Here is a 25,212-nt window from a genome sequence, read left to right on the forward strand (position 1 = left end):
AACGGGGGCGAGGGTTCGGGGGTGCGGGACGGGACCGGGCCGGGGCGGGGTCAGAGGACCGCGCCGGTGACACGCTCGCTCTCCACGCGCTTCTCCAGGGCCTCCGGCGGCAGCCGGTCCAGGTTCCGGCACAGGACGACGGACCCGCCGGCCGCGAGCGGCGCGTACAGCCCCGTCGAGAGTCCCTCCCAGCCGTCGTAGGCAAGCCCCGACAGGACCCGTGACCCGGGGCCGAGGCCCTGCGCCGCCGCGTCCGTACGGGCCTGCTCGACGAGCTGCGCGCCGGTGCGCTCCACCCCGTCCACGACGAGGGCCGGCGCGTCCGGATCCACCGGTACGAAGGGGGCGAAGCGGTCGCCCTGGCTCGGCACCTCGACCGCGTAGTCCGCGTACCCGGCGGGCGCCGTCGGGAAGCGGCGGCCCAGCGGCGCGAGCGAGAGCGCGACGCGCTCCCCGGAGCAGGCCAGCCCGGCCTCCAGCGCGTCCGGCCCCGCGACCACCAGGCCGGCCGCCGCCGGATCACCGCCCACCTCCGCGATCACCCCCACGGACGAGCACGCCAGCAGCCAGACGGCCGTCTGCCAGTGCGCCGGCAGGAGCAGCGCCAGGCGGTCGCCCGGCTCGGCGGACAGCTCGCCCTGGAGCAGGTTCGCGGTCTTGGCCACCCAATTGGCGAAGGTGGCGACGGACAATTCCACGCGCTCACCGGTGGCGTCGTCGTAGAACGTGACGAAGGGGCGCGCCGGGTCCGCGGCAAGCGCGGATCGCAGCAGGTCGGCGGGGGTACGGTCGCTGGCGTTCACGCCGGACAGCGTACGGCGGACGGGTGCACCGCGTCCGCCGTCCCGGTGACATCGTCCACCGGAACGGCGGACACCGGGACCGGTTTCCGGTTGGAATCCCGGCGCGCGGGACGGTCGACCCGTACGCACGATCGGCCTATGCGTGTCTCACTCGCCTCCCCGATCGCCATCACCTGCGCGGCGGTGCTCGCCCTGCCGCTTCCGCTCGCCGCTCCCGCGGCGGCCACGGCGCCACCGGCGGCCTCCGCGCTCCCACCGGCCCCCGACGACCTGCCGGGCTCCACCCAGTCCCTGCCCCTCACCCCCCTGGGCGGCTCCTCGCGGGCCTTCGGGGACGGGTCGGCCCGCCCGGCCGACCAGGGGCTCACCCGGCGCGACGTTCGGCCGTTCTCCCTCCTCGGCGTCGTCTGGGACGACCCGCGCGCCGCCCTCCACGGCACCGTCCAGGTCCGCACCCGCGCGACCGGCGGCGACGTCTGGTCGGACTGGCAGGACGTCGAGACCCACACCGACCAGCACGGCGCCGACCCGGACAGCGCGGAGGGTGCCTCCGGAGCGCGCCGCGGTGCCACGGCCCCCCTGTGGGTCGGTGACTCCGACGGCGTCGAGATCCGGGTACGGGCCGAGAACGGCGTCCCGTCCCTGCCCGCCGGACTGCGCCTGGAACTGATCGACCCGGGCGAGGCCCCGGGCGGCACCACCCGCACGGCCGCCGAGCCCGCCGAGTCCGCCGCCCTGAGCGCGCCGGAGGCCGCGGCGACGAGCGCCAATGCGGAACTGGCCCCCTACGGCTCGGCCTGGATCCCGGCGCTGACCAAGGCGGAGACCGAGCGCAGCACCGTCCGCACCGCGCCGGTCCAGCCCGCGAAGGCGAAGAAGCCGTACATCGGGCCACGCCCGAAGATCGTCACCCGCAAGGGCTGGGGCGCCGACGAACGCATCCGCGAGAAGGGCTTCGTCTACACCAAGACCATCAAGGCGGCCTTCGTCCACCACAGCGCCACCGGCAACAACTACACCTGCGCCCAGGCCCCGTCCGTCCTGCGCGGCATCTACCGCTACCACGTGCTCAGCAGCGGATGGCGGGACGTCGGGTACAACTTCGCCATCGACAAGTGCGGCACCATCTACGAGGGCCGCGCGGGCGGGGTCGCCAAGCCGGTGCTGGGCGCGCACACCCTCGGCTTCAACACCAACAGCATGGGCGTCGCCGTCCTCGGTTCCTACGGCAGCAGCACCCCGCCGGCCGCCGTCGTCACCGCCGTCGCCCGCCTGACCGCCTGGAAGCTCGGCCTCCACGGCATCAACCCCAAGGGCACGGTGACCCTCGTCTCGGGCGGCGGCAACCTGTACGCCAAGGGCAAGAAGGTGAAGTTCCACGCCATCGCGGGCCACCGCGACGGCTACCGCACGGACTGCCCCGGCACCCGCCTCTACGGCAAACTCCCCACCACCCGCACCTCCTCGGCCAAGTACCAGGGCCGCTGACCGGACGGGGGCCCGCTCCCGGGCGGGCCCCCGCCCCGGCCGCCGTCCGTCCGGCCGGCCGGCCCGGAAGCGTCCACCCCCCGACTACCCTCGTAGCCATGTCCGGCCGCTTCGCCCCCCGCGCCCCCCTCACGACCGTCCCCACCCGGCCGGACCTCCTCCTCACCCTCTCCCCGCTCCGCCGCGGCCCCCACGACCCCACCTTCCGCACCACCCCCGACGGCTCCGTCTGGCGCGCCAGCCGCACCCCCCGGGGCCCCGGCACCCTCCGGGTCGCCGCCCGCGGGGGAGAGGTGGAGGCCGAGGCCTGGGGCCCGGGCGCCGACTGGCTCCTCGCGCGGCTGCCCGCGCTGCTCGGGGCCGAGGACGACCCCTCCGCCTTCGTCCCCCGGCACAAGCTGCTCCTCGCGGCCCACCGCCGCCGCGGGGGCCTCCGCCTCACCCGTACCGGCCTGGTCCTGGAGTCGCTGATCCCGTCGATCCTGGAGCAGAAGGTCACGGCGGACGAGGCGTACGGCTCCTGGCGCCGGCTCGTCCGGCGGTTCGGCGAACCGGCCCCCGGCCCCGCCCCCGACGGCATGCACGTGATGCCGGACGCCCGCACGTGGGCGATGATCCCGTCCTGGGAGTGGCACCGCGCCAATGTGGACGGCAAGCGGTCGGCCACGATCGTGCGGGCGGCCCGGGTCGCGCCGCGCCTGGAGGAAGCGGCGCGCATGGCACCGCCGGAGGCCCGCCGCCGCCTCGAACTGGTTCCCGGCATCGGCCCGTGGACCAGCGCCGAGACGATCCAGCGCAGCAACGGAGCCCCCGACGAGGTCACCACCGGCGACCTCCACCTGCCCGGCATCGTCGGCTGGGCGCTCGCGGGCGACCGGTCGGCGGACGACGCGGCCATGCTGGAGCTCCTGGCCCCCTACGCGGGCCAGCGCCACCGCGCCGCGCGCCTGATCCTCCTCAGCGGCCAGGTCCCGCCCCGCCGCGCCCCGCGCCTGGCCCCGAACGACATCAGGGCCCTCTGACGCCGGCGGACGGCCACGCCCCGGCCGAGGCGCCGGCCGGCCGTACCGCCCCGGTTCACCGCACGCCGTTCACCGCACGCCGTTCACCGCACGCCGTTCACCGCACCGCGATGAACGTCTCCGCCGCCCGCGCCGCGCGCTCCTTCGGCGCCGCCGCCGGGTGGCCGATCGCCACCGCGCCCATCGGGTCCCAGTCCCCGGGGAGTCCGAGGACCTCGCGTACGACGTCCCGGCAGAACATCGTCGAGGACACCCACGCCGAGCCGAGCCGTTCACCGGCCAGCGCCACGAGGAAGTTCTGCACACCGGCGCCCGCCGCGACCACGAACATCTCGCGCTCGGCGGCGTCCCGGCGCGGATCGCCGTAGTGGTGGGCGCCGTCCGTCACGAGACAGGGGACGGCCAGGTAGGGCGCGTTGCGCAGGACGTCCCCGCGCCGGATCCGCCGGGCGATGGACTCCTCCGACTTCCCGTCCCGCCGCAGGTCGGCGATCCACGCCTCCCGCATCGCGTCGAGCAGCCGCAGCCGCGACCCGGCCGACTCCAGGAGCACGAACCGCCACGGCGTCGTGTGGTGCGGCGCCGGCGCCGTCACGGCCGCGGCGACCGCCCGCCGTACCGCGCCCGGGTCGACCGGGGCGTCGGTGAACTCCCGTACGGTCCGCCGCAGCGTCACCGCCTCCCGGACGGCCTCGGAGGTGCCGAGCCGGAACATGTCGTCGGCCGCCCCGCGCACCAGGGCCCGCGCTCCCGGCTCCCCGTCCCCGGCCACCACGTGCGGCAGCCCGCGGACCACGGCGACCGGCCGCCCGGCGGCCTTGCCCTTCACGAGGTCACCGGCGGCGGCGAGCTCGTCGGCGGTGGCGACCACGGTCGCGCTCAGCGGATTGCCGTACGCGTCGGTCCCGCCGCGCAGGTCGTCCAGGACCCGCACACCGGCCGCCCCGATCGCCACGTCCGTCAGGCCGCTGCGCCAGGGCCGCCCGGAGGTGTCCGTGACGACGACACCGACGTCGACGCCGAGGGCCTCGCGCAGCCCGGCCCGGATGCGGCGGGCGGAGGCGTCGGGATCCTCGGGCAGCAGCAGCACGGTGCCGGCCGGGGTGTTGGAGGCGTCGACCCCGGCGGCGGCCATGACGAGCCCCTGCCGGTTCTCCACGATCCGCAGGGTGCCGCGCCGCGCCACCACCCGTACGGTCTCGGCGTCGATCGCGTCCTCGCGGTCGGCGGCGGCGAGCACCCGCCCCTCGGCCTTGCTCACGATCTTGGACGTGACGAGCAGGACGTCGCCGTCGGCGAGGTCGGGGACGGCGAGGGCGATCAGCGCGGCCAGGTCGTCCCCGGCCGCCACCTCCGGCAGTCCGTCCGGCGCCCACACCCGGTACGCGACGGCGCCCCGGTCCGTCCCGGCCCCCGCCACCTCCTCCGCGCGGGCCGGCGCCGCCGTCACGTCCGTCACCCCCGGACCTCCCCGGCCAGTGCCAGCGCCTCGCGCGCCATCGCGGCCGTGGCGTCCGGGTCGGTCATCATGAGCGGTACGGCCCGGCAGCGGATGCCCGCGGCCTCGACGTCCGCGACGGCGTCCGCGTCCACCGTGTCGACCAGCCAGCCGTCGAGGAGCCCGGCGCCGTAGTGCCGGGCGACGGCCGCCGCCGTGGATTCGACGCCCACCGCCGCGAGGACCTTGTCCGCCATGCCCCGGACCGGGGCGTCACCGACGATGGGCGAGAGGCCCACCACGGGCGCCCCTGCGGCGGCGACCGCCTCGCGGATGCCGGGCACGGCCAGGATGGTGCCGATCGACACGACCGGGTTGGACGGCGGGAAGAGGATCAGGTCCGCCTCGGCGAGGGCCTCCAGGACACCGGGCGCGGGCTTCGCGCCCTCCGCGCCCACCGGCACGACGGCCAGCGCGTCCACGGAGGCGCGCAGCTTCACCCAGTACTCCTGGAAGTGCACCGCGCGCCGCTCGCCGTCGACCTCGATCGCCACATGGGTCTCGACGCGGTCGTCGGACATGGGGATGAGGCGTACGCCGGGCCGCCAGCGGTCGCAGAGCGCCTCGGTCACGGCGCTGAGCGGGTAGCCCGCGCCGAGCATCTGGGTGCGGACGATGTGGGTCGCGAAGTCCCGGTCGCCCAGGCCGAACCATTCGGGCCCGACGCCGTACGCCGCGAGCTCCTCCTTGACCGTGAAGGACTCGTCCCGCCGGCCCCAGCCCTGCTCCTCGTCGATCCCACCGCCGAGGGTGTACATCACCGTGTCCAGGTCGGGGCAGACCTTCAGCCCGAAGAGATGGATGTCGTCACCGGTGTTGCCGATGACCGTGATCTCCGCGTCCGGCGCGGCCTGCTTGAGGCCGCGGAGGAAGCGGGCACCGCCGATGCCACCGGCCAGAACCACAATGCGCATGCGCGCCAGTCTGTCAGGCGGGCACGGCCCGCGGGCCGGCCGGGGCACACCGGGCGTCACGCGGTGACGAACTCCGGGCCGGCCGGGGCGCACCGCGCCCGCGCCGACTCGTGCAGGGGCATCTCCGTCAGGCCGGGGAAGTAGACGTGCAGGCTCACGGCCGGTTCGAGGGAGTCGTTGACGACCTCGTGGACGTAGCCGGGCGCGAAGACGCGCTGCGCGCCGCCGGTGAGTTTCCGTACGCCCCGTTCCGTACGCTCCGTCAGCTCGCCCTGCAGGACGGTCAGGACGCCGGAGGACGGGCCGTGGTCGTGGAGGCCGCTGCCCTGTCCGGGGACCCAGGAGAGCAGCCACACCTCGTAACCGGGACCGGTACGGAGCCGGTGGTACCAGCGGGTGGTGGCGTCGTACTCGACGTGCGGGGCCCACTGGGCGCGGTCGGCGGCGATGGAGCGGGCGAGTCCGGCGAACTCGGCCACGGTGGCGGGGTGCTGCCGCTCGGGCTGGAGCAGGTGCGGGACTTCGAGGATGTCGCCGGCGATCTGGAGGTCGCTGTCCATGTTCATGGGTGGGTGGTTCCTCAGCGGAGGCGGGAGGCGGTGGGGGGCGCGGAGGACGGGTGACCGGCGCTCGCGCCCCGGGCGGTGGGGCGTGGGGGCGGTGACGCGGTGTCGTGTCCGACGCGGGCGTCACGGGCGACAGGGGGTCGGATGCCGCGGATGAGGCGGGGGGAGACCCGGGCGACGCGTGTGACGCGGGGTGACGCTGGGGGAGAAAGCCGGAGCCCTACGGCATCAACAGCTGTGACGACAGCAGCGACAACAGTTCTGCGCAGCGCGGCGGAACCCGTGGGTGCGGGTCGCGGCGGGCGCAGAGGTCGCTGACATGCCACCAAAGGTGGACGGAGGGGTACCCGACTGTCAACTCAATGCCCGATTTGGGGGTAATGTTTCACCTCATCCGGTCGCCCTGCCCGGAGAAAGGTTTGCTCTGGCCCGGACCAGGCAACATGGCGCAGCAGCCGTGCCCGTAAACATGGTGGCGGAGCGTGATCACGCCCCGGCGGCGCGACCATCCCTGGATGGTTCGTGACCGGACTGTGATCCGAATCGCTTCCATGGCTGGATCGCAACAAGATCCAAGTCTCGGACGTCCTCCTCTGTGAGGCGTGACGGCAGAGATCGGGCCGGTGTGGTGTGTCCACGTTTTTGGTGATTTGAACACTTTCCGCATAGGCTTGGTTCCGCAGAGTGAATACGGGGCCCAATAGCAGATCTCGGCTTGACTCGCACAGAGCACGAACTTGTAATTTCACTCGTGTCGTTCGGCCGGGTCCGGTGACTGGCCACCATCACGGGGACGCACAGACAGACGAGGGGCGCAGATGACCGAGTTGTTCCAGGAACTGCTGGTCGAGGACGCGGACGAGGAACTCGGCTGGCAGGAGCGCGCGCTGTGCGCCCAGACCGATCCCGAGTCCTTCTTTCCCGAGAAGGGCGGCTCGACCCGCGAGGCCAAGAAGGTCTGCCTCGCCTGCGAGGTCCGCTCCGAATGCCTCGAATACGCCCTGCAGAACGACGAGCGCTTCGGCATCTGGGGCGGTCTGTCCGAGCGGGAGCGCCGCCGCCTGAAGAAGGCCGCCGTCTGAGAACGGCGCCGCACGGCCCCGAGCACCACTGGCCGAAAACCGCCGCGCCCCCCGCGCGCACTCCCCTACGAACACGAGCAACGGTCCGCCCTGTGCCTGTACACAGCCGGCGGACCGTTTCGTTTCCGGGGCGCCGACTCCCCGGCCCCCGCTCGCGGCCCCGGCCGCCCGTGCCCTTCCGCCCGCGCTCACCTGCCCCCGCACGGCCCGGCAGCGCCGTCCGCCCGTGCCTCGGCCGCCCCCGCCCCGGCCCGCGGTCCGGCCTCCGTCCACAGGCCTCCGCTCCCGCCCCCTCCGTCCACAGGCCGACCGCCCCCACCGCGCGCAGCCATTAGTGTGGGCCTCCGTCCGAGACGCCACCCCCAGCCCCTCGGGGCGACCCCGGCCGGAGGGCCCGTAGCTCGATGTCCTCAACTCCTGAGTTCCCCCGACACGTCGTCACCGCCGTGCTCGTCACCCACGACGGTGCCCGCTGGCTGCCGGACGCCCTCGCCGGGCTGCTCGCCCAGGAACGCCCCGTACAGAGCGTCATCGCCGCCGACACCGGCAGCGCCGACGACTCCGCGCAGCTCGTCGCCGACGCCATCGGCGCCGACCGCGTCCTCCACCTCGCGCGCCGCACCGGATTCGGCGCCGCCGTCGAGGAGGCCGCCCGGACCGCCCCCGTGCTCGGGCCCGAGGACCTGCCGTACCTGAAGCGCCCCAGCGGCTGGGACCCCGTCAGCCGCACCTGGAACGACGAGGCCTACGACCTCCCCGACCTGCCGCACGGCGAGCCCGTCCAGTGGCTCTGGCTGCTCCACGACGACTGCGCCCCCGAGCCCGGCGCCCTCGCCGAGCTGCTCCGCGTCGCCGACTCGGACCCGCACGCCGCCGTCCTCGGCCCCAAGCTCCGCGGCTGGTACGACCGCAAGCAGCTCCTCGAAGCCGGTGTCAGCATCGCCCGCAGCGGCCGCCGCTGGACCGGCCTGGACCGCCGTGAGCAGGACCAGGGCCAGCACGACCAGATCCGCTCCGTCCTCTCCGTCTCCACCGCCGGCATGCTCGTCCGGCGCGACGTCTTCGAGGAACTCGGCGGCTTCGACCGCCGCCTGCCCCTCATGCGCGACGACGTCGACCTGTGCTGGCGCGCCCACGCCGCCGGCCACCGCGTCCTCGTCGCCCCCGACGCCGTCCTCCGCCACGCCGAGGCCGCCGCCCGCGAACGCCGCACCGTCGACTGCGCGGGCCGCACCGCCACCAACCCCCACCGGGTCGACAAGGCCGGCGCGGTCTACACGCTCCTCGCCAACACCCCCGGCCGCGCCCTCCCGTACCTCCTCGTACGCCTCGTCGTCGGCACGCTGCTGCGCACCCTCGGCCACCTCGTCGCCAAGGCCCCCGTCCAGGCCGTCGACGAGGTCATGGGCCTCTTCGCCACCCTGCTGCGGCCCGAGAAGATCCTCGCCGCCCGCAGACGCCGCAAGAACCCCGCCGTCCCGCCCGGCGAACTGCGCCCCCTCTTCCCGCCGCCCGGGGCCGGCCTCCGTGCCACCGCCGAGCAGCTCACCGCCCACTTCGGCGCCTCCGACGCCGACTCCGGCGGCTCCCGCCACGGTGTCGTCGAGTCGGGGCCCGGCGGCGACGACGCCGACTTCCTGGAGGTCGAGCAGTTCGCCCGGCTGAAGAAGATCGCCCGCAAGCCCGGCCCGGTCCTCTTCGCCCTGCTCCTCCTCGTCTCCCTCGTCGCCTGCCGCGACCTCTTCGCCGGCGGCTCGCTGGCCGGCGGCGCCCTGCTGCCCGCCCCCGACACCGTCTCCGGCCTCTGGTCCCGGTACGCCGACACCTGGCACCCCATCGGCACCGGCGGCACTCAGACCGCCCCGCCCTACCTCGCCGTCCTGGCCGCGCTCTCCGCGCTGTTCCTCGGCTCCACCTCCACCGCCCTGACCCTGCTGCTGGTCTGCTCGGTCCCGCTCGCCGGTTTCACCGCCTACTTCGCGGCCCGCGGCCTGGTCGAGTCCCGGCTCCTGCGCGCCTGGGCCGCCCTCGCGTACGCCTTCCTGCCCGCCGCCACCGGCGCCCTCGCCGCCGGCCGCCTCGGCACCGCCGTCCTCGCGATCCTGCTCCCGCTGATCGCCCGCGCCGCCGTCGCCGCCCACGGCTTCCACCGCCCCGACCGCGGCAGCTGGCGCGCCACCTGGGCCTACGCCTTCCTCCTGACCCTCGCCACCGCCTTCACCCCGGCCGTGTGGCCGCTCGCCGTCGTCCTCGGCCTCGGCGTGCTCGTCGTACGGCGCTCCGACATCACGGCGTACGCGCTCCGCTTCCTCGCGGCCGTCGGCACCCCGATCCTCCTGCTGGCCCCCTGGTCGCTCTCCCTCCTGACCGACCCGGGCGCCTTCCTGCGCGAGGCGGGACTCGACGTCCGCACCGGTACGGCCACCGCCCTCGACCTCCTCGGCGCCACCCCCGGCGGCCCCGGCACCACCGGCGGACTGCTCCTCCTCGGCCTCGTCCTCGCCGCGCTCGCCGGCCTGCTCCGCGAGGAGCGGCAGTTCGCCGTCCGCGCCGCCTGGGCCGCCGCCCTCGCCGGACTCGTCCTCGCCGTCCTCACCAACGGCGCCGGAGGCACCGGCTGGGCCGGACCCGCCACCCTCGTCTACGGCGCCGCGCTCATCGCCGCCGGCGCCCTCGGCGCCGAACGCGGCCGCACCCGTGTCGCCGCCCACGGCTTCGGCTGGCGCCAGCCCGTCGCCGCGCTGATCGCCCTCGCCTGCGCCGCCGGCCCCGCCGTCGCCGCCGCCGGCTGGATGATCGGCGGCGCCGACGGCCCGCTCACCCGCCGCGACCCGGTCCAGGTGCCCGCCTTCGTCGCCGAGGAGAGCACCACCAGCGACCAGCCCCGCACCCTCGTCCTCGGCGGCACGCCCGACGAGGTCACCTACACCCTGGTCCGCGGCTCCGGTGCCCGCCTCGGCGACGGCGAACTCGCCGCCACGGCCCAGGACGACCCCCGCCTCGACGCGGTCGTCTCCCGCCTCGTCGCGGGCTCGGGAGCCGACCAGACCCAGGAACTGAGCGGCTTCGCGATCCGCTACGTCCTCGTCCGCGACGGAGCGCCGCGCCGGACGAGCCGCGTCCTCGACACCACCCCCGGCCTCTCCCGGCTCAGCCAGCTCGACGGCAGCGCCCTCTGGCGCGTCGACCGCGAGGTCGCCCGCGTCAGCATCGTCCCGCCGGTCGCCAAGGACCAGCGGCCGGCGGCCGGTACGGCGGAGGAGACCGCCAAGCCCGTCACCGTCCCCGCCGGCCCCGTCGAGGCGCACACCGACGTCCCCCGGGGCCCCGCCGGCCGGACGCTGCGTCTCGCCGACCGCGCCGACGAGGGCTGGACCGCCACTCTCGACGGCAAGGAACTGACTCCGACCACCGTCGACGGCTGGGCCCAGGGCTTCACCCTGCCCGCCGAGGGGGGCCGCCTCGACCTCACGTACGAGGAGCCGCTCTCCCACACCGTGTGGATCTGGACGCAGGTCGGCCTCGCCGTCGTCCTCCTCGTCCTCGCCCTGCCCGGCCGCCGCCGTGAGATCGACGACGACCTGCCCGAGGAGGAGGTCGCCCTCCCCGCCCAGGCCGTCGAGGGCGACGGGCGCCGCGCCCGCCGCCTGCGTGCCGCCGCCGAGACCGAGGCCGCCGCCCGGGCCACGGGCACCGGCCCCGGCACGGACCCGGACGCGGCGCCGGACCCGGAGCCCGCCCCGCCCGCCCCGATCCCGGGACAGCAGACGTACGAGCCCGTGCCCGCCGACGCGTGGGAGCAGGGCGCCTACGACCCCGCCCTCACCGCTCCGCAGCAGCCCGCCGAGCAGGGCTACTACCAGGACTACGGCACCGACCCGTACCAGCAGCAGCCGTACGCGTACCCCCAGCAGGGCTACGACCCCCAGCAGCCGTACGCCGACCAGGGCCAGGACCCGGGCCAGGCTTACGACCAGGGGCAGCCGTACGCGGCTCCGCAGTACGGCTACGAACAGAATCCGGGTGCCCAGCCGTCCTACGACGGGCAGCAGTCCTACGAGGAGCAGCAGTCGTACGACGGGCAGCCGTACGACCCGTACGGCTACGGCTACGGACACCCCCAGGGCCACGAGGCCGAGCAGCAGCGTCCCGACGGGAGCAGCAACCAGTGAAGCGCACCACCCTCTCCCTGATCGCCGTCGCCACCGCCCTCGCCGCCGTCACCGGCTTCGCCGCCCTGACGGCCCCCGAGGAGGCCGGCGCCCCCGCGGCCCCCGCCAAGGCCGCCTCCCGGATGCCCGTCGAGCGCTCCACCCTGCTCTGCCCGGCGCCGAGTTCCTCCGAGGTGGCCGAGACCGTCCACACCTCGTACACCCCGCCCGGCACCGGCGCCGCCTCACCGGGCGGCGGACCGGCGGGCGCGGGCACCGGCAGGACCGCCCCGCCCGTGGCCCAGCTGCGCCCCGCCGCCGACGCGGCGGCCGTCGGCGGTCCCGCCGGCGGCGCGAAGCGCAAGACCGCCAAGGCCCCGGCCACCGTCACGGAACCCGGCAGGCCCGTCACGGCCGAGGCCGACGGGGCGGCCGTCCCCGCCCTCACCGGCGCCGCCTCCGGCAGCCTCGCGCCGGGCTGGACCGTCCAGCAGACCACCGCCGTCCCGGCGGGCGGCGCCCGCGGCCTCCTCGGCCTCACCTGCGGCGCCCCGGACACGGACTTCTGGTTCCCGGCCGCCTCCACCGGCAAGGGCCGCCAGGACTACATGCACCTCACCAACCCGGACGACACCGGCGCCGTCGCCGACATCGAGCTCCACGGGCCCGAGGGCGTGCTCAAGTCCCAGTACTCCGACGGCATTCCGGTTCCGGCCCGGTCCACCGTCCCCGTCCTGCTCTCCACTCTCACCACGGAGGCCGCGGCCGAGGACGTGACCGTCCACGTCACCACCCGCAGCGGACGCGTCGGAGCCGCCCTCGCCGCCGCCGACGACACCCACGGCAGCGACTGGCTCGCCGCCTCCGCCGACCCCGCCCCCGGCGCCGTGCTGCCGGGCATCCCGGCCGACGCCACCTCCGTCCGCCTGGTCGCCTTCGCGCCCGGCGAGGAGGACGCCGACCTGAAGATCCAGCTGGCCACGGCGACCGGCACGATCGTCCCGGCGAGCGCGGCCTCCCTGCACGTCAAGTCCGGCATGACCGCGGCCGTCGACCTGCCGGACCTCACCCGGGGCGAGGCCGGCTCCCTGATCCTCAGCCCCTCCGACCCGAAGAAGCCGGCCCCGGTCGTCGCGGCCCTGCGGGTCGTCCGCGGCAAGGGGGCGAAGGAGGAGATCGCGTTCATCCCGGCGGCGAGCCCGATCACGGCCCGCGCGACCGTCGCCGACAACCGGGCCAAGGCCTCGACGCTCTCCCTCGTCGCCCCCGGGGAGGGCGCCCAGGTGAAGATCACCGCCTCGGCCGGTTCGGAGGGAGGCGAGCCCGCCACCCGCGCGGTCACCCTCAAGGGCGGTACGACGACGGCCCTGACCGACCTGGCCCCGACCGGGCTCAAGGGCTCCTACGCCCTGACCGTCGAGAAGGTCTCCGGCGGCCCGGTCTACGCGGCACGCACCCTGGCCCTGCCGCAGGACGGGATCCCCATGTTCACCCTCCAGACCCTCACCGACGACCGCGGCACGGTCGAGGTCCCGGCGGCACGCCAGGACCTCGGCGTCCTGGACGACTGACCGGCGGGGCCGGCCCACTCCGCCCGCGCCTGTCGCCCTCGGGCGGGGCGACGGACGGGCCCGGAATCCGAGGCCGGCCGCGGCTGCGCCCCCACGGGTGGCCGGGGCCGTCCTCGTGCCGCGTCCTCAGTCCTGCCCGTACCGGGGATCGACCGACTCGGGGGAGAGGCCGAGGAGTTCGGCGACCTGCTCCACGACGACCTCGTGCACGAGGAGCGCCCGCTCGTCGCGGCTCTTGGACCGGATCTCGACCGGCCGGCGGTAGACGACCACCCGCGCCGGCTCGTTCTTCTCGGCCGGCACCGAACCGCCCAGCGGCACCGTCTCGCCCGCCGGCACCGTCGGCGGCACCTCCAGGACCATGAACTCCACGTCCGCCAGCTGCGGCCAGCGCCGTTCCAGGCGCTCCACCGAATCGAGCACGAGATCGCGGAAGGTGTCCGCCCGGCTCATGGAGAGCGGTACCTGCGGCGGCGCGACCGGTCCCCGCATCCCCCGGCCGTGCCGGTCGCGGCGGCGGACCCGTGGCTCCGCCGGGAGATCCGTGGGGCGGTGCGAGGGGTTCGGCGGCACAGGACTGTCCATCACTGACGCAGCGTAACTCTCCCGGGTCTTCCCGTACCGGGCCGCGACCCCTCCACCGCCCCCGTACCACCGGCCCGCGCCGGGCGCCTCCCCCGTCGACCTGACGAAATCTGAACATTCCGGCGTTTCGACGGCACGATTCCGGACCGTGGCGCGATCGGCCATCTGGCGGTGGTTGACCGGATTTGTATGTATGACTGTCCGGATCACCTCCTGCCCCGACCCGTGCGGAAACCCGTCCGCGCAGGTCGGAACGGAGTCCACCCGAAGGAGGGTGGCGGACGTCACACCGCGACACGGTGGAGTGACGTGCGGGAGAGTCGTCGCGGCCCGGTCAAGAGTGCGGTACCGTCCAACGTCGTGAGCCCTGTACGTCGCTGTTCGCGCACCGCGTGCGGCCGCCCTGCCGTCGCGACACTGACGTACGTCTATGCCGACTCGACTGCGGTCCTCGGCCCGCTCGCCACCTACGCCGAGCCCCACTGCTACGACCTGTGCGCCGAGCACAGCGAGCGCCTCACCGCGCCGCGCGGCTGGGAGGTCGTGCGGCTCTCCGACGGATCGGCCCCCAGCCGTCCCAGCGGTGATGACCTCGAAGCCCTGGCCAACGCGGTACGCGAGGCCGCGCGCCCCCAGGAGCGCGCCGCCGAGGCCGGCGGCAAGAGCGGCGGCCGGGGCGGCGACCCCATGGAGGTCGGCCGGCGCGGACACCTGCGCGTGCTCCGCTCCCCCGACAACTGATCCGCCGCCCCGCCGGCTCCCCGTGATCCACTTCCCGGCCGGACGGTGATCCACTTCCGTTCCCGGGCGGTGCGGCCCCCCGGACCGTGGCACGCTGTCCCCGCCCAGGTAGTTTGGGCGGACCTTGCACATGCGCCGCAACCGCGTGCCGAGACATCAGGAGAGTGGATCCGTGACGGCTGATCTGTCGCAGATCGTGAAGGCGTACGACGTTCGCGGGGTGGTGCCGGATCAGTGGGACGAAACCCTCGCGGAGCTCTTCGGCGCCGCCTTCGTGCGCGTGACGGACGCGACCGCGATCGTCGTCGGCCACGACATGCGTCCCTCGTCCCCCGGCCTCGCCGCCGCCTTCGCCCGTGGCGCGACCCGCCTCGGTGCCGACGTCACGCTCATCGGCCTGTGCTCGACGGACCAGCTGTACTTCGCCTCCGGCAGCCTCGGCCTGCCCGGCGCCATGTTCACGGCCTCGCACAACCCGGCCCAGTACAACGGCATCAAGATGTGCCGCGCGGGCGCCGCCCCCGTCGGCCAGGACACCGGCCTCGCGGACATCCGCGCCCTCGCCGAGCGCTGGCTGGAGGAGGGCGCCCCGGAGGCGGCCGCCACCCCCGGCACCGTCACCGAGCGCGACACCCTCGCCGACTACGCGGCCCACCTGAAGGGCCTGGTCGACCTCACCGCGATCCGCCCGCTCAAGGTCGTGGTCGACGCCGGCAACGGCATGGGCGGCCACACCGTCCCCACCGTCTTCGACGGCCTCCCGCTGGAGACCGTGCCGATGTACTTCGAGCTCGACGGCACCTTCCCCAACCACGAGGCCAACCCGCTCGACCCGAAGAACATCGTCGACCTCCAGGCCCGCGTCCGCGCCGAGGGCGCCGACATCGGCCTCGCCTTCGACGGTGACGCCGACCGCTGCTTCGTCGTCGACGAGCGCGGCGAGCCGGTCTCCCCGTCCGCGATCACGGCCCTGGTCGCCGCCCGCGAGCTCGCCAAGCACCCCGGCGGAACGATCATCCACAACCTGATCACCTCCTGGTCCGTCCCCGAGGTCGTCCGAGAGAACGGCGGCTCCGCCGTCCGCACCCGCGTCGGCCACTCCTTCATCAAGGAGGAGATGGCGCGGACCGGCGCCATCTTCGGCGGCGAGCACTCCGCGCACTACTACTTCAAGGACTTCTGGAACGCGGACACCGGCATGCTCGCCGCGCTCCACGTCCTCGCCGCCCTCGGCGGCCAGGAGGGCACGCTGTCGGCCCTCGTCGCCGAGTACGACCGCTACACCGGCTCCGGCGAGATCAACTCGACCGTCGCCGACCAGGCCGCCCGCACCGCCGAGGTCAAGGCGGCCTACGGCGAGCGCGAGGACACCACCGTCGACGAGCTCGACGGCCTCACCGTCTCCGCCGCCGACTGGTGGTTCAACCTGCGGCCCTCGAACACCGAGCCGCTGCTCCGCCTGAACGTCGAGGCCCGCGACGAGGCCACCATGGCCAAGATCCGCGACGAGGTCCTCGCCCTGGTCCGCGCGGCCGGCTGACGCGCACTCCGCCACGGGGGTACGGGGGACGGGCGCCGAGCCGCGCCCCCCGTTCCCCGGCGGTAGGCTGACCTGGCCCTGAAGGGCAGCACCACCACACGTCTGTGCGAAGGGACACCCCATGCCGCTCGAAGCCGGCCTCCTGGAGATCCTGGCCTGCCCGGCCTGCCACGCCCCGCTGAACGACCGCACGGCGGACGAGAACCCCGAGCTGGTCTGCACGGGCGCCGACTGCGGCCTCGCCTACCCGGTCCGCGACGGCATCCCGGTCCTCCTCACGGACGAGGCCCGCCGCCCGGCGTGACCCGCCCCCGGGCCGACTCCGGGGCGGGCGGCCGTACGACCCCGGGCCCGGCACCGCGCCGGACCGTTCCCACCGCACGGGACCGCGTCCGACCGGATGATCCCGGAGGACCGGACGTGACCGAGGGGGACCGGCGACGGTGTCCCGACGGACCGGACGGGATCGGACCCGACCGGACCGGGATCGGACCGAACCGGATCGGACAGGATCGGTTCGCGCCGGATGGGTTCGGGTCCTGCGGGTACGCGTGTCGTGGGTACGAGCCCGGCGGCACCGGCCCGGACCCACGGACCGTCCGCCCCGAGGCGCGCACCCGCGCCCGCCCCGGGACCCGGCCGGACCCGCAGCACCACCGCACCACCCCAGGGCCCCCGCCCGGACCCCGTACCCCTCAGGCCCCGCAGGACCCCCGCACCGACAGGAACCCGCACCCGGAGGCCCCATGCTGGACGAGACGCTCCTCGACGCACCGGACGCCCTGGCCCAGGCCGACCGCCGAGGCCTCCTGCGCGGCGCCGCCGAGGCCGGCGCACGGGTCCGCACCGCGGCCCGCCACGCCGCCGAGGCCGGCATCGCCGACCTGCGCCCCGAGGGGCGCCCCCGGGCCGTCCTCGTCGCCGGGCCCGGCACCCCGGCCGCCGGCGTCGCCGACCTGATCGGCGCCCTCGCCGGCGCCTCCGCCCCCGTCGTACCCCTGCGCCCCACCGGCGTGGCCCCCGCGCCCGGCGCCCTCCGCTGGGCCCTGCCCGGCTGGGCCGGCTCCGTGGACCTGCTCCTGCTGCCCACCACCGACGGCTCAGAGCCGGGCCTCGCGCTCCTCGCCGAACAGGCCTACCGCCGCGGCATGACGGTCGTGGCCGTCGCCCCCGCCGCCTCCCCGCTCGCCGAGGAAGTGAACGGCTCCCGCGGCCTCTTCGTCCCGCTGGCCATGGCCCCGCACGAGAGCGCCGTCGAGACCGCCGAGAACCTCGCCGCCAGCAGCGGCACCCTCTGGTCCCTCTTCACCCCGCTCCTCGCCCTCCTCGACCGCGTCGGCCTCGTCGAGGCGCCCCCGGAGGTCCTGGAGAAGGTCGCCGACCGGCTCGACCGCACCGCCGAACGCTGCGGCCCGGCCCTCGCCACCTACGGCAACCCGGCCAAGACCCTCGCCGCCGAACTCGCCGACTCGCTCCCCCTCGTCTGGACCGAGGGCGCCGCCGCGGGCCCCGTCGGCCGCCGCTTCGCCGCGGTCCTCGCCGAACTCGCGGGCCTGCCCGCCCTCGCCGGCGAGCTCCCCGAGGCCCTGACCGCGCACGGCGTCCTCCTCGCCGGCACATACGCGGCGGGCGCCGACCCCGACGACTTCTTCCGCGACCGCGTGGACGAGCCCCAGGCCCTGCGCGCCCGGGTCGTCCTCCTGCGCGACCGCCCCGCCGGCGGCCTGACCGCCGCCCCCGCCGCCCGCGAACTCGCCCTCGGCCACGACACCGCCGTCAGCGAACTCGAACCGCAGGAGGAGGGCGACGACCTGGAGACGCTCGCCGAACTCCTCGCGGTCACCGACTTCGCCGCCGTCTACCTCGCCCTGGCATCGGCGGGCGTCACCGCGCCGCCCGCCGCCCCCTGACCCGCACGGCTCACGCGGCGGACAGCCCCCGCGGCCCGCGCAGCCACACCCGAACGCCACCACGCCGAAAGATGGAAAGCCGCCCATGGACCGCCTCGTCAACACCGTCCGTCCCTACGCCTGGGGATCCACGACGGCCATCCCGGAACTCCTGGGCACCGCCCCCACCGGCGAGCCCCAGGCCGAGATGTGGATGGGCGCCCACCCGGGTGCTCCCTCCCGCACCGAGCGCGGCCCGCTGAACGAGCTCATCGACGCCGACCCCGTACGCGAACTCGGCGAGCGGGCCGTCGGGAAGTTCGGCCCCCGCCTCCCCTTCCTCCTCAAGCTGCTCGCCGCCGGAGCCCCGCTCTCCCTCCAGGTCCACCCCGACCTCGACCAGGCCAGGGCCGGATTCGCCGCCGAGGAGGCCGCGGGCGTCCCGATCGACGCCCCGCACCGCACCTACAAGGACGCCAACCACAAGCCCGAGATGATCTGCGCCCTCACCCCCTTCGAAGGGTTCTGCGGTTTCCGCGACCCCGCCGAGGCCGCCGACGTCCTCGCCGCGCTGGGCGTCGACTCCCTCAAGCCGTACGTCGACCTCCTCCACGCCCACCCCGAAGAGGCCGCTCTCCGCGAGGTCCTGACGGCCCTGCTCACCGCCGACCCGGCCGAGATGGCGCACACCGTCACCGAGGCCGCCGCCGCGGCCGACCGGCTCGGCGGCGCCCACGCCCCGTACGCCGTACTGGCCCACCACTACCCGGGCGACCCCGGCGTCCTCGCGGCGATGCTCCTCCACCATGTGGTGCTCCAGCCGGGCGAGGCCCTCTACCTGGGCGCCGGCGTCCCGCACGCCTACCTCTCCGGCCTCGGCGTCGAGATCATGGCCAACTCCGACAACGTCCTGCGCTGCGGTCTCACCCCCAAGCACATCGACGTCCCCGAACTCCTGCGTATCGTCCGCTTCCAGCCGGCCGAGCCCGGCGTCCTGCGCCCGGAGGCGTCCCCCAGCGGCGAGGAGGTCTACGAGACCCCCATCGACGAGTTCCGCCTCTCCCGCTTCGTACGGGCCGAGGGCGCCGCCCCGGCCGACGTCACCGCCCCCACCCCCCAGATCCTGCTGGCCGTCGCGGGCAGCCCGAAGGCCGGCGAACTCACCCTCGCCCCCGGGGAGTCCGTCTTCGTACCGGCGGGCGAAACGACCGAACTGTCCGGTACGGGCACGGTCTTTCGGGCCACCGTCGTGGCCTGATGCAACAATGACCGGCCGAACCGCGGCGACTGAGCCGGAGCATCGACGAAGGGATCACGTACACCCATGAGCGCGTCAGGCGGAACCAAGGCGATCGTGGCGGCACTCGCCGCCAACCTCGCGATCGCCGTAGCCAAGTTCGTGGCGTTCCTCTTCAGTGGGTCGTCGTCGATGCTGGCCGAGAGCGTCCACTCGCTCGCCGACTCCGGCAACCAGGGCCTGCTGCTCGTCGGCGGCAAGAAGGCCCAGCGCGAGGCGACCCCCCAGCACCCCTTCGGCTACGGCCGCGAGCGGTACATCTACGCCTTCCTCGTCTCCATCGTGCTGTTCTCCGTCGGTGGCATGTTCGCCATCTACGAGGGCTACGAGAAGATCCACGACCCGCACGAGATCGAGGCCTGGTACTGGCCGGTCGGCGTCCTCGTCTTCGCGATCATCGCCGAGTCCTTCTCCTTCCGGACCGCCATCAAGGAGTCGAACCAGGTCCGCGGCGGCCTCTCCTGGAAGGAGTTCGTCCGCCGGGCGAAGGCCCCCGAGCTCCCCGTCGTCCTCCTGGAGGACCTCGGCGCCCTCGTCGGCCTGATCCTCGCCCTCGTCGGCGTCAGCCTCGCCCTCGTCACCGGCAACGGCGTCTGGGACGGCATCGGCACCCTGTGCATCGGCGTACTGCTCATCCTCATCGCGATCGTCCTCGCCGCCGAGACCAAGTCGCTCCTGCTCGGTGAGGCCGCCGGCGTCGACGAGGTCAAGAAGATCGAGGACGCCGTCGTGGACGGCACGACCGTCACCCGCCTCATCCACATGCGCACGCTCCACCTCGGCCCGGAGGAGCTCCTCGTCGCCGCCAAGATCGCCGTACGGCACGACGACACCGCCGGCGACGTCGCGAACGCCATCAACGCCGCCGAGGAGCGCATCCGCGCCGCCGTCCCGATCGCCCGGGTCATCTACCTGGAGCCGGACGTCTACAGCGAGGCGGCCGCCGCCGACGGAGCCGACCCGAAGAAGACCCCTGGCGGTGCCGGCCACTGAGCCCGCTCCGCGGTTCCGAGGCCTCCGGGAGCACCCGCTCCCGGGGGCCTCTCCCGTGCGCCCCCGCCCCCGGGCCCGGAACCCGCGCCCGCCGGCCCGCCCGACCGGCCCCGCCCGGACGGCCCGGAAGGCCCGGACCGATCGGATCCGGCCGGATCCGATGCCCGCGGACTGGGGTCCGCCGCGCCGCCCGGTGTAGATTCGGAAGGAGCCAGACGTCGCTGCTGATGGCGGTCGGGCGGTCCCCACGGGACCGGCCGAGGGAGAGAGGGCCTCCGACGACTGCGCCGCGGAAGCGCCCGGGCATCGGTATGCCCGCGGGTGCCCCGTCCGCGGTGCCAGGCCCCCTGACCACCCTCGCACCCGACCCATACGAGGAGCAGCACCGTCATGACGACCGCCGCCCAGCACGACTTCAAGGTCGCGGACCTGTCCCTGGCCGCCTTCGGCCGCAAGGAGATCACCCTCGCCGAGCACGAGATGCCCGGCCTGATGGCGATCCGCCGCGAGTACGCCGACCAGCAGCCCCTGGCCGGTGCCCGTATCACCGGCTCCCTGCACATGACCGTGCAGACCGCCGTCCTCATCGAGACCCTCGTCGCCCTCGGCGCCGACGTCCGCTGGGCCTCCTGCAACATCTTCTCCACCCAGGACCACGCCGCCGCGGCGATCGCCGTCGGCCCCCACGGCACCCCCGAGAACCCCCAGGGCGTTCCGGTCTTCGCCTGGAAGGGCGAGACCCTGGAGGAGTACTGGTGGTGCACGGAGCAGGCCCTGACCTGGCCGAACACCCCCACCGGCGGCCCGAACATGATCCTGGACGACGGCGGTGACGCCACCCTCCTCGTCCACAAGGGCGTCGAGTTCGAGAAGGCCGGCTCCGCCCCGGACCCCTCGACCGCGGACAGCGAGGAGTACGGCCACATCCTCCGCCTCCTCAACCGCACCCTGGTCGAGAGCCCCCAGAAGTGGACCCAGCTGGCCTCCGAGATCCGCGGCGTGACCGAGGAGACCACCACCGGTGTCCACCGCCTCTACGAGATGATGCAGGCGGGCACCCTGCTGTTCCCGGCGATCAATGTGAACGACGCCGTGACGAAGTCGAAGTTCGACAACAAGTACGGCTGCCGCCACTCCCTCATCGACGGCATCAACCGCGCCACCGACGTCCTCATCGGCGGCAAGACGGCCGTCGTCTGCGGGTACGGCGACGTCGGCAAGGGATGCGCCGAGTCGCTGCGCGGCCAGGGCGCCCGCGTCATCGTCACCGAGATCGACCCGATCTGCGCCCTCCAGGCGGCGATGGACGGCTACCAGGTCACGACCCTCGACGAGGTCGTCGAGACCGCCGACATCTTCATCACCACCACCGGCAACAAGGACATCATCATGGCCGCCGACATGGCCAAGATGAAGCACCAGGCGATCGTCGGCAACATCGGTCACTTCGACAACGAGATCGACATGGCCGGCCTGGCCAAGATCCCCGGCATCGTCAAGGACGAGGTCAAGCCGCAGGTCCACACCTGGACCTTCCCCGACGGCAAGGTCCTGATCGTCCTCTCCGAGGGCCGCCTGCTCAACCTCGGCAACGCGACCGGTCACCCCTCCTTCGTGATGTCGAACTCCTTCGCGGACCAGACCCTCGCGCAGATCGAACTCTTCACCAAGCCGGAGCAGTACCCGACCGACGTCTACACGCTGCCGAAGCACCTGGACGAGAAGGTCGCCCGTCTCCACCTCGACGCGCTCGGCGTCAAGCTGACGACCCTGCGTCCGGAGCAGGCCGCCTACATCGGCGTCCCGGTCGAGGGCCCGTTCAAGCCGGACCACTACCGCTACTGACGCCCGGCCGGTGGGGCGACCGCCCCATCGGACAACGGCAGAGGATCCAGCGCAGGCCCCCGCACCCCCGTGCCGGGGGCCTGCCCCGTCCCCGCCCGGCGCCTACCGCCGACCGCCCCCGCCCTCCGAGGACCCATGCCCCGCGGCCGTTATTCGCTCCATGATCCGCACGATCACACCCCCCTCGGCGACGAACACTTCCACTGCGCCCCCGGCCCTTCCGGCTGGCGCTACGTCTCGCAGATCACCACCCCCTCAGGCGATCACCACGGCTCCGTCGACCTGACGCTCGACGACCTCGGCCGCCCCCTCCGGCTCGAACTGCACGCCGCCGGCTGGCAGGTCCGCGGAGCGGCCCTCGACGGCGTCACCTGGGTCCGCACGGACCCCACCGGGACCGACGCCACCGAAGGCAATGTGCGCGCCCACGCCTTCACCGGCACGTCCCCGTCGTTCCTCGTCGCCCTCACGCGACTCCTGCGTCTCACCCCCGCATCCCCCGAGACCCGCGTCCGGCTCGTCGCCTTCACGGATCCGGTGCTCGCCCCCCTCACGGTCGACCAGTCCTGGGCCCTGCTGAGAAGTGAAGCGCACCCCACTGACAACGGCCCCCTGATGGTGGACGAGTACCAGGTCAGCGCCCTGGACACGGGCGAGCGCCACACGGTCCACATCGCGGGCGACGTCGTCCTCGCGGCCCCCGGCATCGAACTCGAGGACCTGGAGACCCCGCCCTCCGTCTTCCCCTGAGGGCGGGCCTGGGACAGGGCGTACGCCACGCCGGGCCGGGCGGGCGCGGGCGTACGCACCCCGGGGCCGGGCGGGGCCTCAGGCCGGGGGAGCGAACCCGGTGGCACGCCCCTCGGCCCCCTCCACCTCGGGGTCCGGCTTCGGGACCGGTGGGGTCACAGGGGCTTCTGCGACTCCCCGACTTCCCCTGCCTCCCCGGTCCCGTGCGACTTCCACGGCTCCCGTGGCTCCTGTGAGTTCCGTACCGGCCGTCCCCCCGGCCGGGGCGAGGGCCCGCCGCGCGTCCCGGGCCTGCCGCTCCGCGACCACCCCGGCGAGATACGCCCCGGCCGGAACCCCCGGCGGGGCGGGCGCCCCCGTCCGCGCCACCATCTCGTCCGCCAGCCGCTCCGCGAGCCGCCGCCCCACCACGGGGTCCAGCTCGCGCTCGCGCGTCAGGTACTGCCGTACCTCCAGCCACAATCCCTCCGGCACCGCCGAGAGGTCGAGCCCGGAGAAGCGCCCCACCAACCACGGCGGCGGCGGAGGCACGTACGCCGTCCGCGCGGCCGCAGGCAGCCGCTCCCGCACCACCAGCGTCCCGGCGAAGACGTCCCCGAGCCGCCGCCCCCGCTCCGACACCAGCGACGCCACACAGGCGATCGTGCCGAAGGTCATGAGGATCTCCACCGCCCCCATCGCCCCCCGCACCAAGGCGTGCCGGAACCGGATCGGCCCTCCGTCGTCCCGCACCACCCGCAGCCCGCACACCAGCTTCCCCAGCGACCGCCCGCGCGTCAGCGTCTCCACCGCGATCGGCGCCCCCACGAGCACCAGCAGGAACGCGGCGATCGACAACGCCGTCACCGCCGCCTCGTCAAGGGAGGCCGTCGCGAACGCCAGCCCGATCATCAGCAGCACGTACATGGCCCCGACGACCAACAGGTCGACGAACAGCGCCAGCGCCCGGCTCGGCAGCCGCGCGGGCTCCAACCCCAGGACGACGGCATCCCCCGTCACAAGCCCACTCACGCTGCCCACCCTCCTCCGGCCGACCTTCCCGGCCCCTCCGAACGCCAGTCTGCCAAGCTGACCCGCAGCGCGCCGCAGTAGTACGGACCCGTCCGCCGCCAGTGCCTGGAGCAGCAGCCGATCATGGACATCGACGTCTACGTCACCGCCCACCGCGCCGAGTGGGAACGCCTCGACGACCTTCTGCGCCAGGGCGGCCGGCTCACCGGAGCCGAGGCCGACGAGCTCGTCGCCCTCTACCAGCGGACCGCCACCCACCTCTCGATCATCCGGTCCAGCACTCCGGACCCCCAGCTCACGGCCCGTCTCACGCAGCTCGTCGCCCGCGCCCGCGCCACCGTCACCGGTACGCGCCGCGCCTCCTGGCAGGACGCCGCACGCTTCCTGGCGTCGGGTTTCCCGGCGGCCGTATACCGCTCCCGCCACTGGTGGATCCCCACCGCGGTCCTCTCCACCCTGCTCGCCGTGCTGATCGGCTGGTGGATCGCCGCCCACCCGGAGGTCCAGGCCTCGATCGGCGCCCCGGCCGACCTCCGCGAGATGACCCGGCCCGGCGGCGCGTACGAGACGTACTACTCCAGCCACCCCGCGGCCTCGTTCGCCGCCCAGGTCTGGACGAACAACGCCCAGGCCGCCGCCCTCTGCCTCGTCCTGGGCGCGTTCCTCGGCATCCCCGTGCTGGCGATCCTCTTCCTCAACATGCTGAACGTCGGCATCGCCATCGGCCTCATGTCGTCCGCCGGCCGTCTCGACGTCTTCCTCGGCCTGATCCTTCCGCACGGTCTGCTGGAACTGACCGCCGTCTTCGTCGCCGCCGGAACCGGCCTGCGCCTCGGCTGGACCCTCATCGAGCCCGGCCCCACCACCCGCCGCGCCGCCCTGGCCTCCCAGGGCCGCGCCGCCCTCGGCATGGCCGTCGGCCTGGCCCTGGTCCTCTTCGTCTCCGGCCTCATCGAAGGCTTCGTCACCCCCTCCGACCTGCCGACCTGGGCCCGCATCACCATCGGCGTCGTCGCCGAGCTGGCCTTCCTTCTGTACGTGTACGTACTCGGCGGCCGTGCCGCCCGCGCCGGCGACACGGGCGACCTGTCCGCCCCCGACCGCAGCGCCGAACAGCCCACCGCCGCCTGATGTGCATCCGCCCCCGCGGAGCTGCTAGTCTCCTCCGGTGCCCGCAAAAGCTGTTGACACAGTGGACGCGGGGAGGTAGATTCAAACGGTTGCCGGGGAACTGGACAGTTCGGGCGGCAACCGCGTAGACTCAGACTCACTCCGGTCGGGATTCGATCCCACGGAGTCACCCCGATTCCTTATCCGAATCAAGAAAGCCACCGATTAGGTCGGCCGAAATGACTCTGATAAAGTCGGAAACGCCGGAAGGGCCCGGAGCGAAAGCGAAAGGGACCGGAAAGCACCGAGGAAATCGGATCGGAAAGATCTGATAGAGTCGGAAACGAAGGAAGCGC

20 protein-coding genes are annotated in these 25,212 nt (G+C 74.4%); 14 read left to right on the forward strand and 6 right to left on the reverse strand.

Annotated elements, in window-relative coordinates:
• Positions 1-50: 50 nt before the first annotated feature.
• Positions 51-803, reverse strand: a complete 753-nt coding sequence (locus tag ACFY60_RS29285) for a TIGR03089 family protein (RefSeq protein WP_388617618.1) — start codon at positions 801-803, stop codon at positions 51-53.
• A gap of 138 nt (positions 804-941) precedes the next feature.
• On the opposite strand from ACFY60_RS29285, the gene ACFY60_RS29290 reads away from it, so the two are divergent.
• Both ACFY60_RS29290 and ACFY60_RS29295 read left to right on the forward strand, forming a co-directional pair.
• A complete protein-coding gene (locus tag ACFY60_RS29290; protein WP_388617621.1) occupies positions 942-2,291 on the forward strand; it encodes a peptidoglycan recognition protein in 1,350 nt (449 codons plus the stop codon).
• A gap of 98 nt (positions 2,292-2,389) precedes the next feature.
• Complete coding sequence (locus tag ACFY60_RS29295; protein ID WP_388617624.1) at positions 2,390-3,313, forward strand: DNA-3-methyladenine glycosylase family protein; 924 nt, start codon at positions 2,390-2,392, stop codon at positions 3,311-3,313.
• A 97-nt stretch (positions 3,314-3,410) separates the two neighbouring features.
• Here the strand turns inward: ACFY60_RS29295 and ACFY60_RS29300 are convergent, their stop codons facing one another.
• The 3 genes from ACFY60_RS29300 to ACFY60_RS29310 are packed head-to-tail and all read right to left on the reverse strand — an operon-like array spanning position 3,411 to position 6,291.
• Complete coding sequence (locus ACFY60_RS29300; protein ID WP_388617669.1) at positions 3,411-4,733, reverse strand: coenzyme F420-0:L-glutamate ligase; 1,323 nt, start codon at positions 4,731-4,733, stop codon at positions 3,411-3,413.
• Positions 4,734-4,768: 35 nt separating this feature from the next.
• Complete coding sequence (gene cofD / locus ACFY60_RS29305; RefSeq protein WP_388617627.1) at positions 4,769-5,725, reverse strand: 2-phospho-L-lactate transferase; 957 nt, start codon at positions 5,723-5,725, stop codon at positions 4,769-4,771.
• 56 nt (positions 5,726-5,781) lie between these two features.
• On the reverse strand, positions 5,782-6,291 hold the full coding sequence (locus tag ACFY60_RS29310; protein ID WP_388617630.1) for a cysteine dioxygenase: 510 nt from the start codon (positions 6,289-6,291) through the stop codon (positions 5,782-5,784).
• An 818-nt stretch (positions 6,292-7,109) separates the two neighbouring features.
• Here ACFY60_RS29310 and ACFY60_RS29315 point away from each other — a divergent pair.
• The 3 genes from ACFY60_RS29315 (at position 7,110) to ACFY60_RS29325 (ending at position 13,095) form a co-directional block, all read left to right on the forward strand.
• A complete protein-coding gene (locus tag ACFY60_RS29315) occupies positions 7,110-7,373 on the forward strand; it encodes a WhiB family transcriptional regulator (protein ID WP_015033978.1) in 264 nt (87 codons plus the stop codon).
• 404 nt (positions 7,374-7,777) lie between these two features.
• A complete protein-coding gene (locus ACFY60_RS29320; RefSeq protein WP_388617634.1) occupies positions 7,778-11,545 on the forward strand; it encodes a glycosyltransferase in 3,768 nt (1,255 codons plus the stop codon).
• A complete protein-coding gene (locus ACFY60_RS29325) occupies positions 11,542-13,095 on the forward strand; it encodes a DUF5719 family protein (protein ID WP_388617637.1) in 1,554 nt (517 codons plus the stop codon). The genes ACFY60_RS29320 and ACFY60_RS29325 overlap by 4 nt, the downstream gene beginning before the upstream one ends.
• 126 nt (positions 13,096-13,221) lie before the next feature.
• Here ACFY60_RS29325 and ACFY60_RS29330 read toward each other — a convergent pair whose 3' ends face one another.
• Complete coding sequence (locus tag ACFY60_RS29330; RefSeq protein WP_309050870.1) at positions 13,222-13,680, reverse strand: metallopeptidase family protein; 459 nt, start codon at positions 13,678-13,680, stop codon at positions 13,222-13,224.
• Positions 13,681-13,989: 309 nt separating this feature from the next.
• Here ACFY60_RS29330 and ACFY60_RS29335 point away from each other — a divergent pair, with 309 nt between their 5' ends.
• From ACFY60_RS29335 to ACFY60_RS29370, 8 genes are all read left to right on the forward strand, one after another.
• Complete coding sequence (locus ACFY60_RS29335; RefSeq protein ID WP_388617640.1) at positions 13,990-14,421, forward strand: DUF3499 domain-containing protein; 432 nt, start codon at positions 13,990-13,992, stop codon at positions 14,419-14,421.
• Between the two features lie 172 nt (positions 14,422-14,593).
• Positions 14,594-15,961 (forward strand): phosphomannomutase/phosphoglucomutase, encoded by a 1,368-nt coding sequence (locus tag ACFY60_RS29340; RefSeq protein WP_388617642.1) that lies wholly within the window; start codon positions 14,594-14,596, stop codon positions 15,959-15,961.
• A gap of 121 nt (positions 15,962-16,082) precedes the next feature.
• Positions 16,083-16,265, forward strand: coding sequence for a Trm112 family protein (locus ACFY60_RS29345; protein ID WP_309050867.1), 183 nt, complete (start codon positions 16,083-16,085; stop codon positions 16,263-16,265).
• A 442-nt stretch (positions 16,266-16,707) separates the two neighbouring features.
• Positions 16,708-17,871, forward strand: coding sequence for an SIS domain-containing protein (locus tag ACFY60_RS29350; protein ID WP_388617646.1), 1,164 nt, complete (start codon positions 16,708-16,710; stop codon positions 17,869-17,871).
• Between the two features lie 85 nt (positions 17,872-17,956).
• Entirely contained in the window at positions 17,957-19,108 is a 1,152-nt protein-coding gene (gene manA, locus ACFY60_RS29355; RefSeq protein ID WP_388617650.1) for a mannose-6-phosphate isomerase, class I, read from the forward strand.
• A 66-nt stretch (positions 19,109-19,174) separates the two neighbouring features.
• Positions 19,175-20,140: a cation diffusion facilitator family transporter gene (locus ACFY60_RS29360; protein WP_388617653.1), complete on the forward strand. Its 966-nt coding sequence runs from the start codon at positions 19,175-19,177 to the stop codon at positions 20,138-20,140.
• Between the two features lie 390 nt (positions 20,141-20,530).
• Entirely contained in the window at positions 20,531-21,985 is a 1,455-nt protein-coding gene (gene ahcY, locus ACFY60_RS29365) for an adenosylhomocysteinase (protein ID WP_388617656.1), read from the forward strand.
• Positions 21,986-22,120: 135 nt separating this feature from the next.
• Positions 22,121-22,735: a hypothetical protein gene (locus ACFY60_RS29370; RefSeq protein ID WP_388617658.1), complete on the forward strand. Its 615-nt coding sequence runs from the start codon at positions 22,121-22,123 to the stop codon at positions 22,733-22,735.
• A gap of 78 nt (positions 22,736-22,813) precedes the next feature.
• On the opposite strand, the gene ACFY60_RS29375 is transcribed toward ACFY60_RS29370, so the two are convergent.
• Positions 22,814-23,746 (reverse strand): RDD family protein, encoded by a 933-nt coding sequence (locus tag ACFY60_RS29375; protein ID WP_388617663.1) that lies wholly within the window; start codon positions 23,744-23,746, stop codon positions 22,814-22,816.
• A gap of 123 nt (positions 23,747-23,869) precedes the next feature.
• Here ACFY60_RS29375 and ACFY60_RS29380 point away from each other — a divergent pair, with 123 nt between their 5' ends.
• Positions 23,870-24,877, forward strand: coding sequence for a stage II sporulation protein M (locus ACFY60_RS29380; protein WP_388617666.1), 1,008 nt, complete (start codon positions 23,870-23,872; stop codon positions 24,875-24,877).
• Positions 24,878-25,212 lie beyond the last annotated feature (335 nt).

The sequence above is a fragment of the Streptomyces sp. NPDC012827 genome (assembly GCF_042900905.1).
GTDB lineage: Bacteria > Actinomycetota > Actinomycetes > Streptomycetales > Streptomycetaceae > Streptomyces > Streptomyces gulbargensis.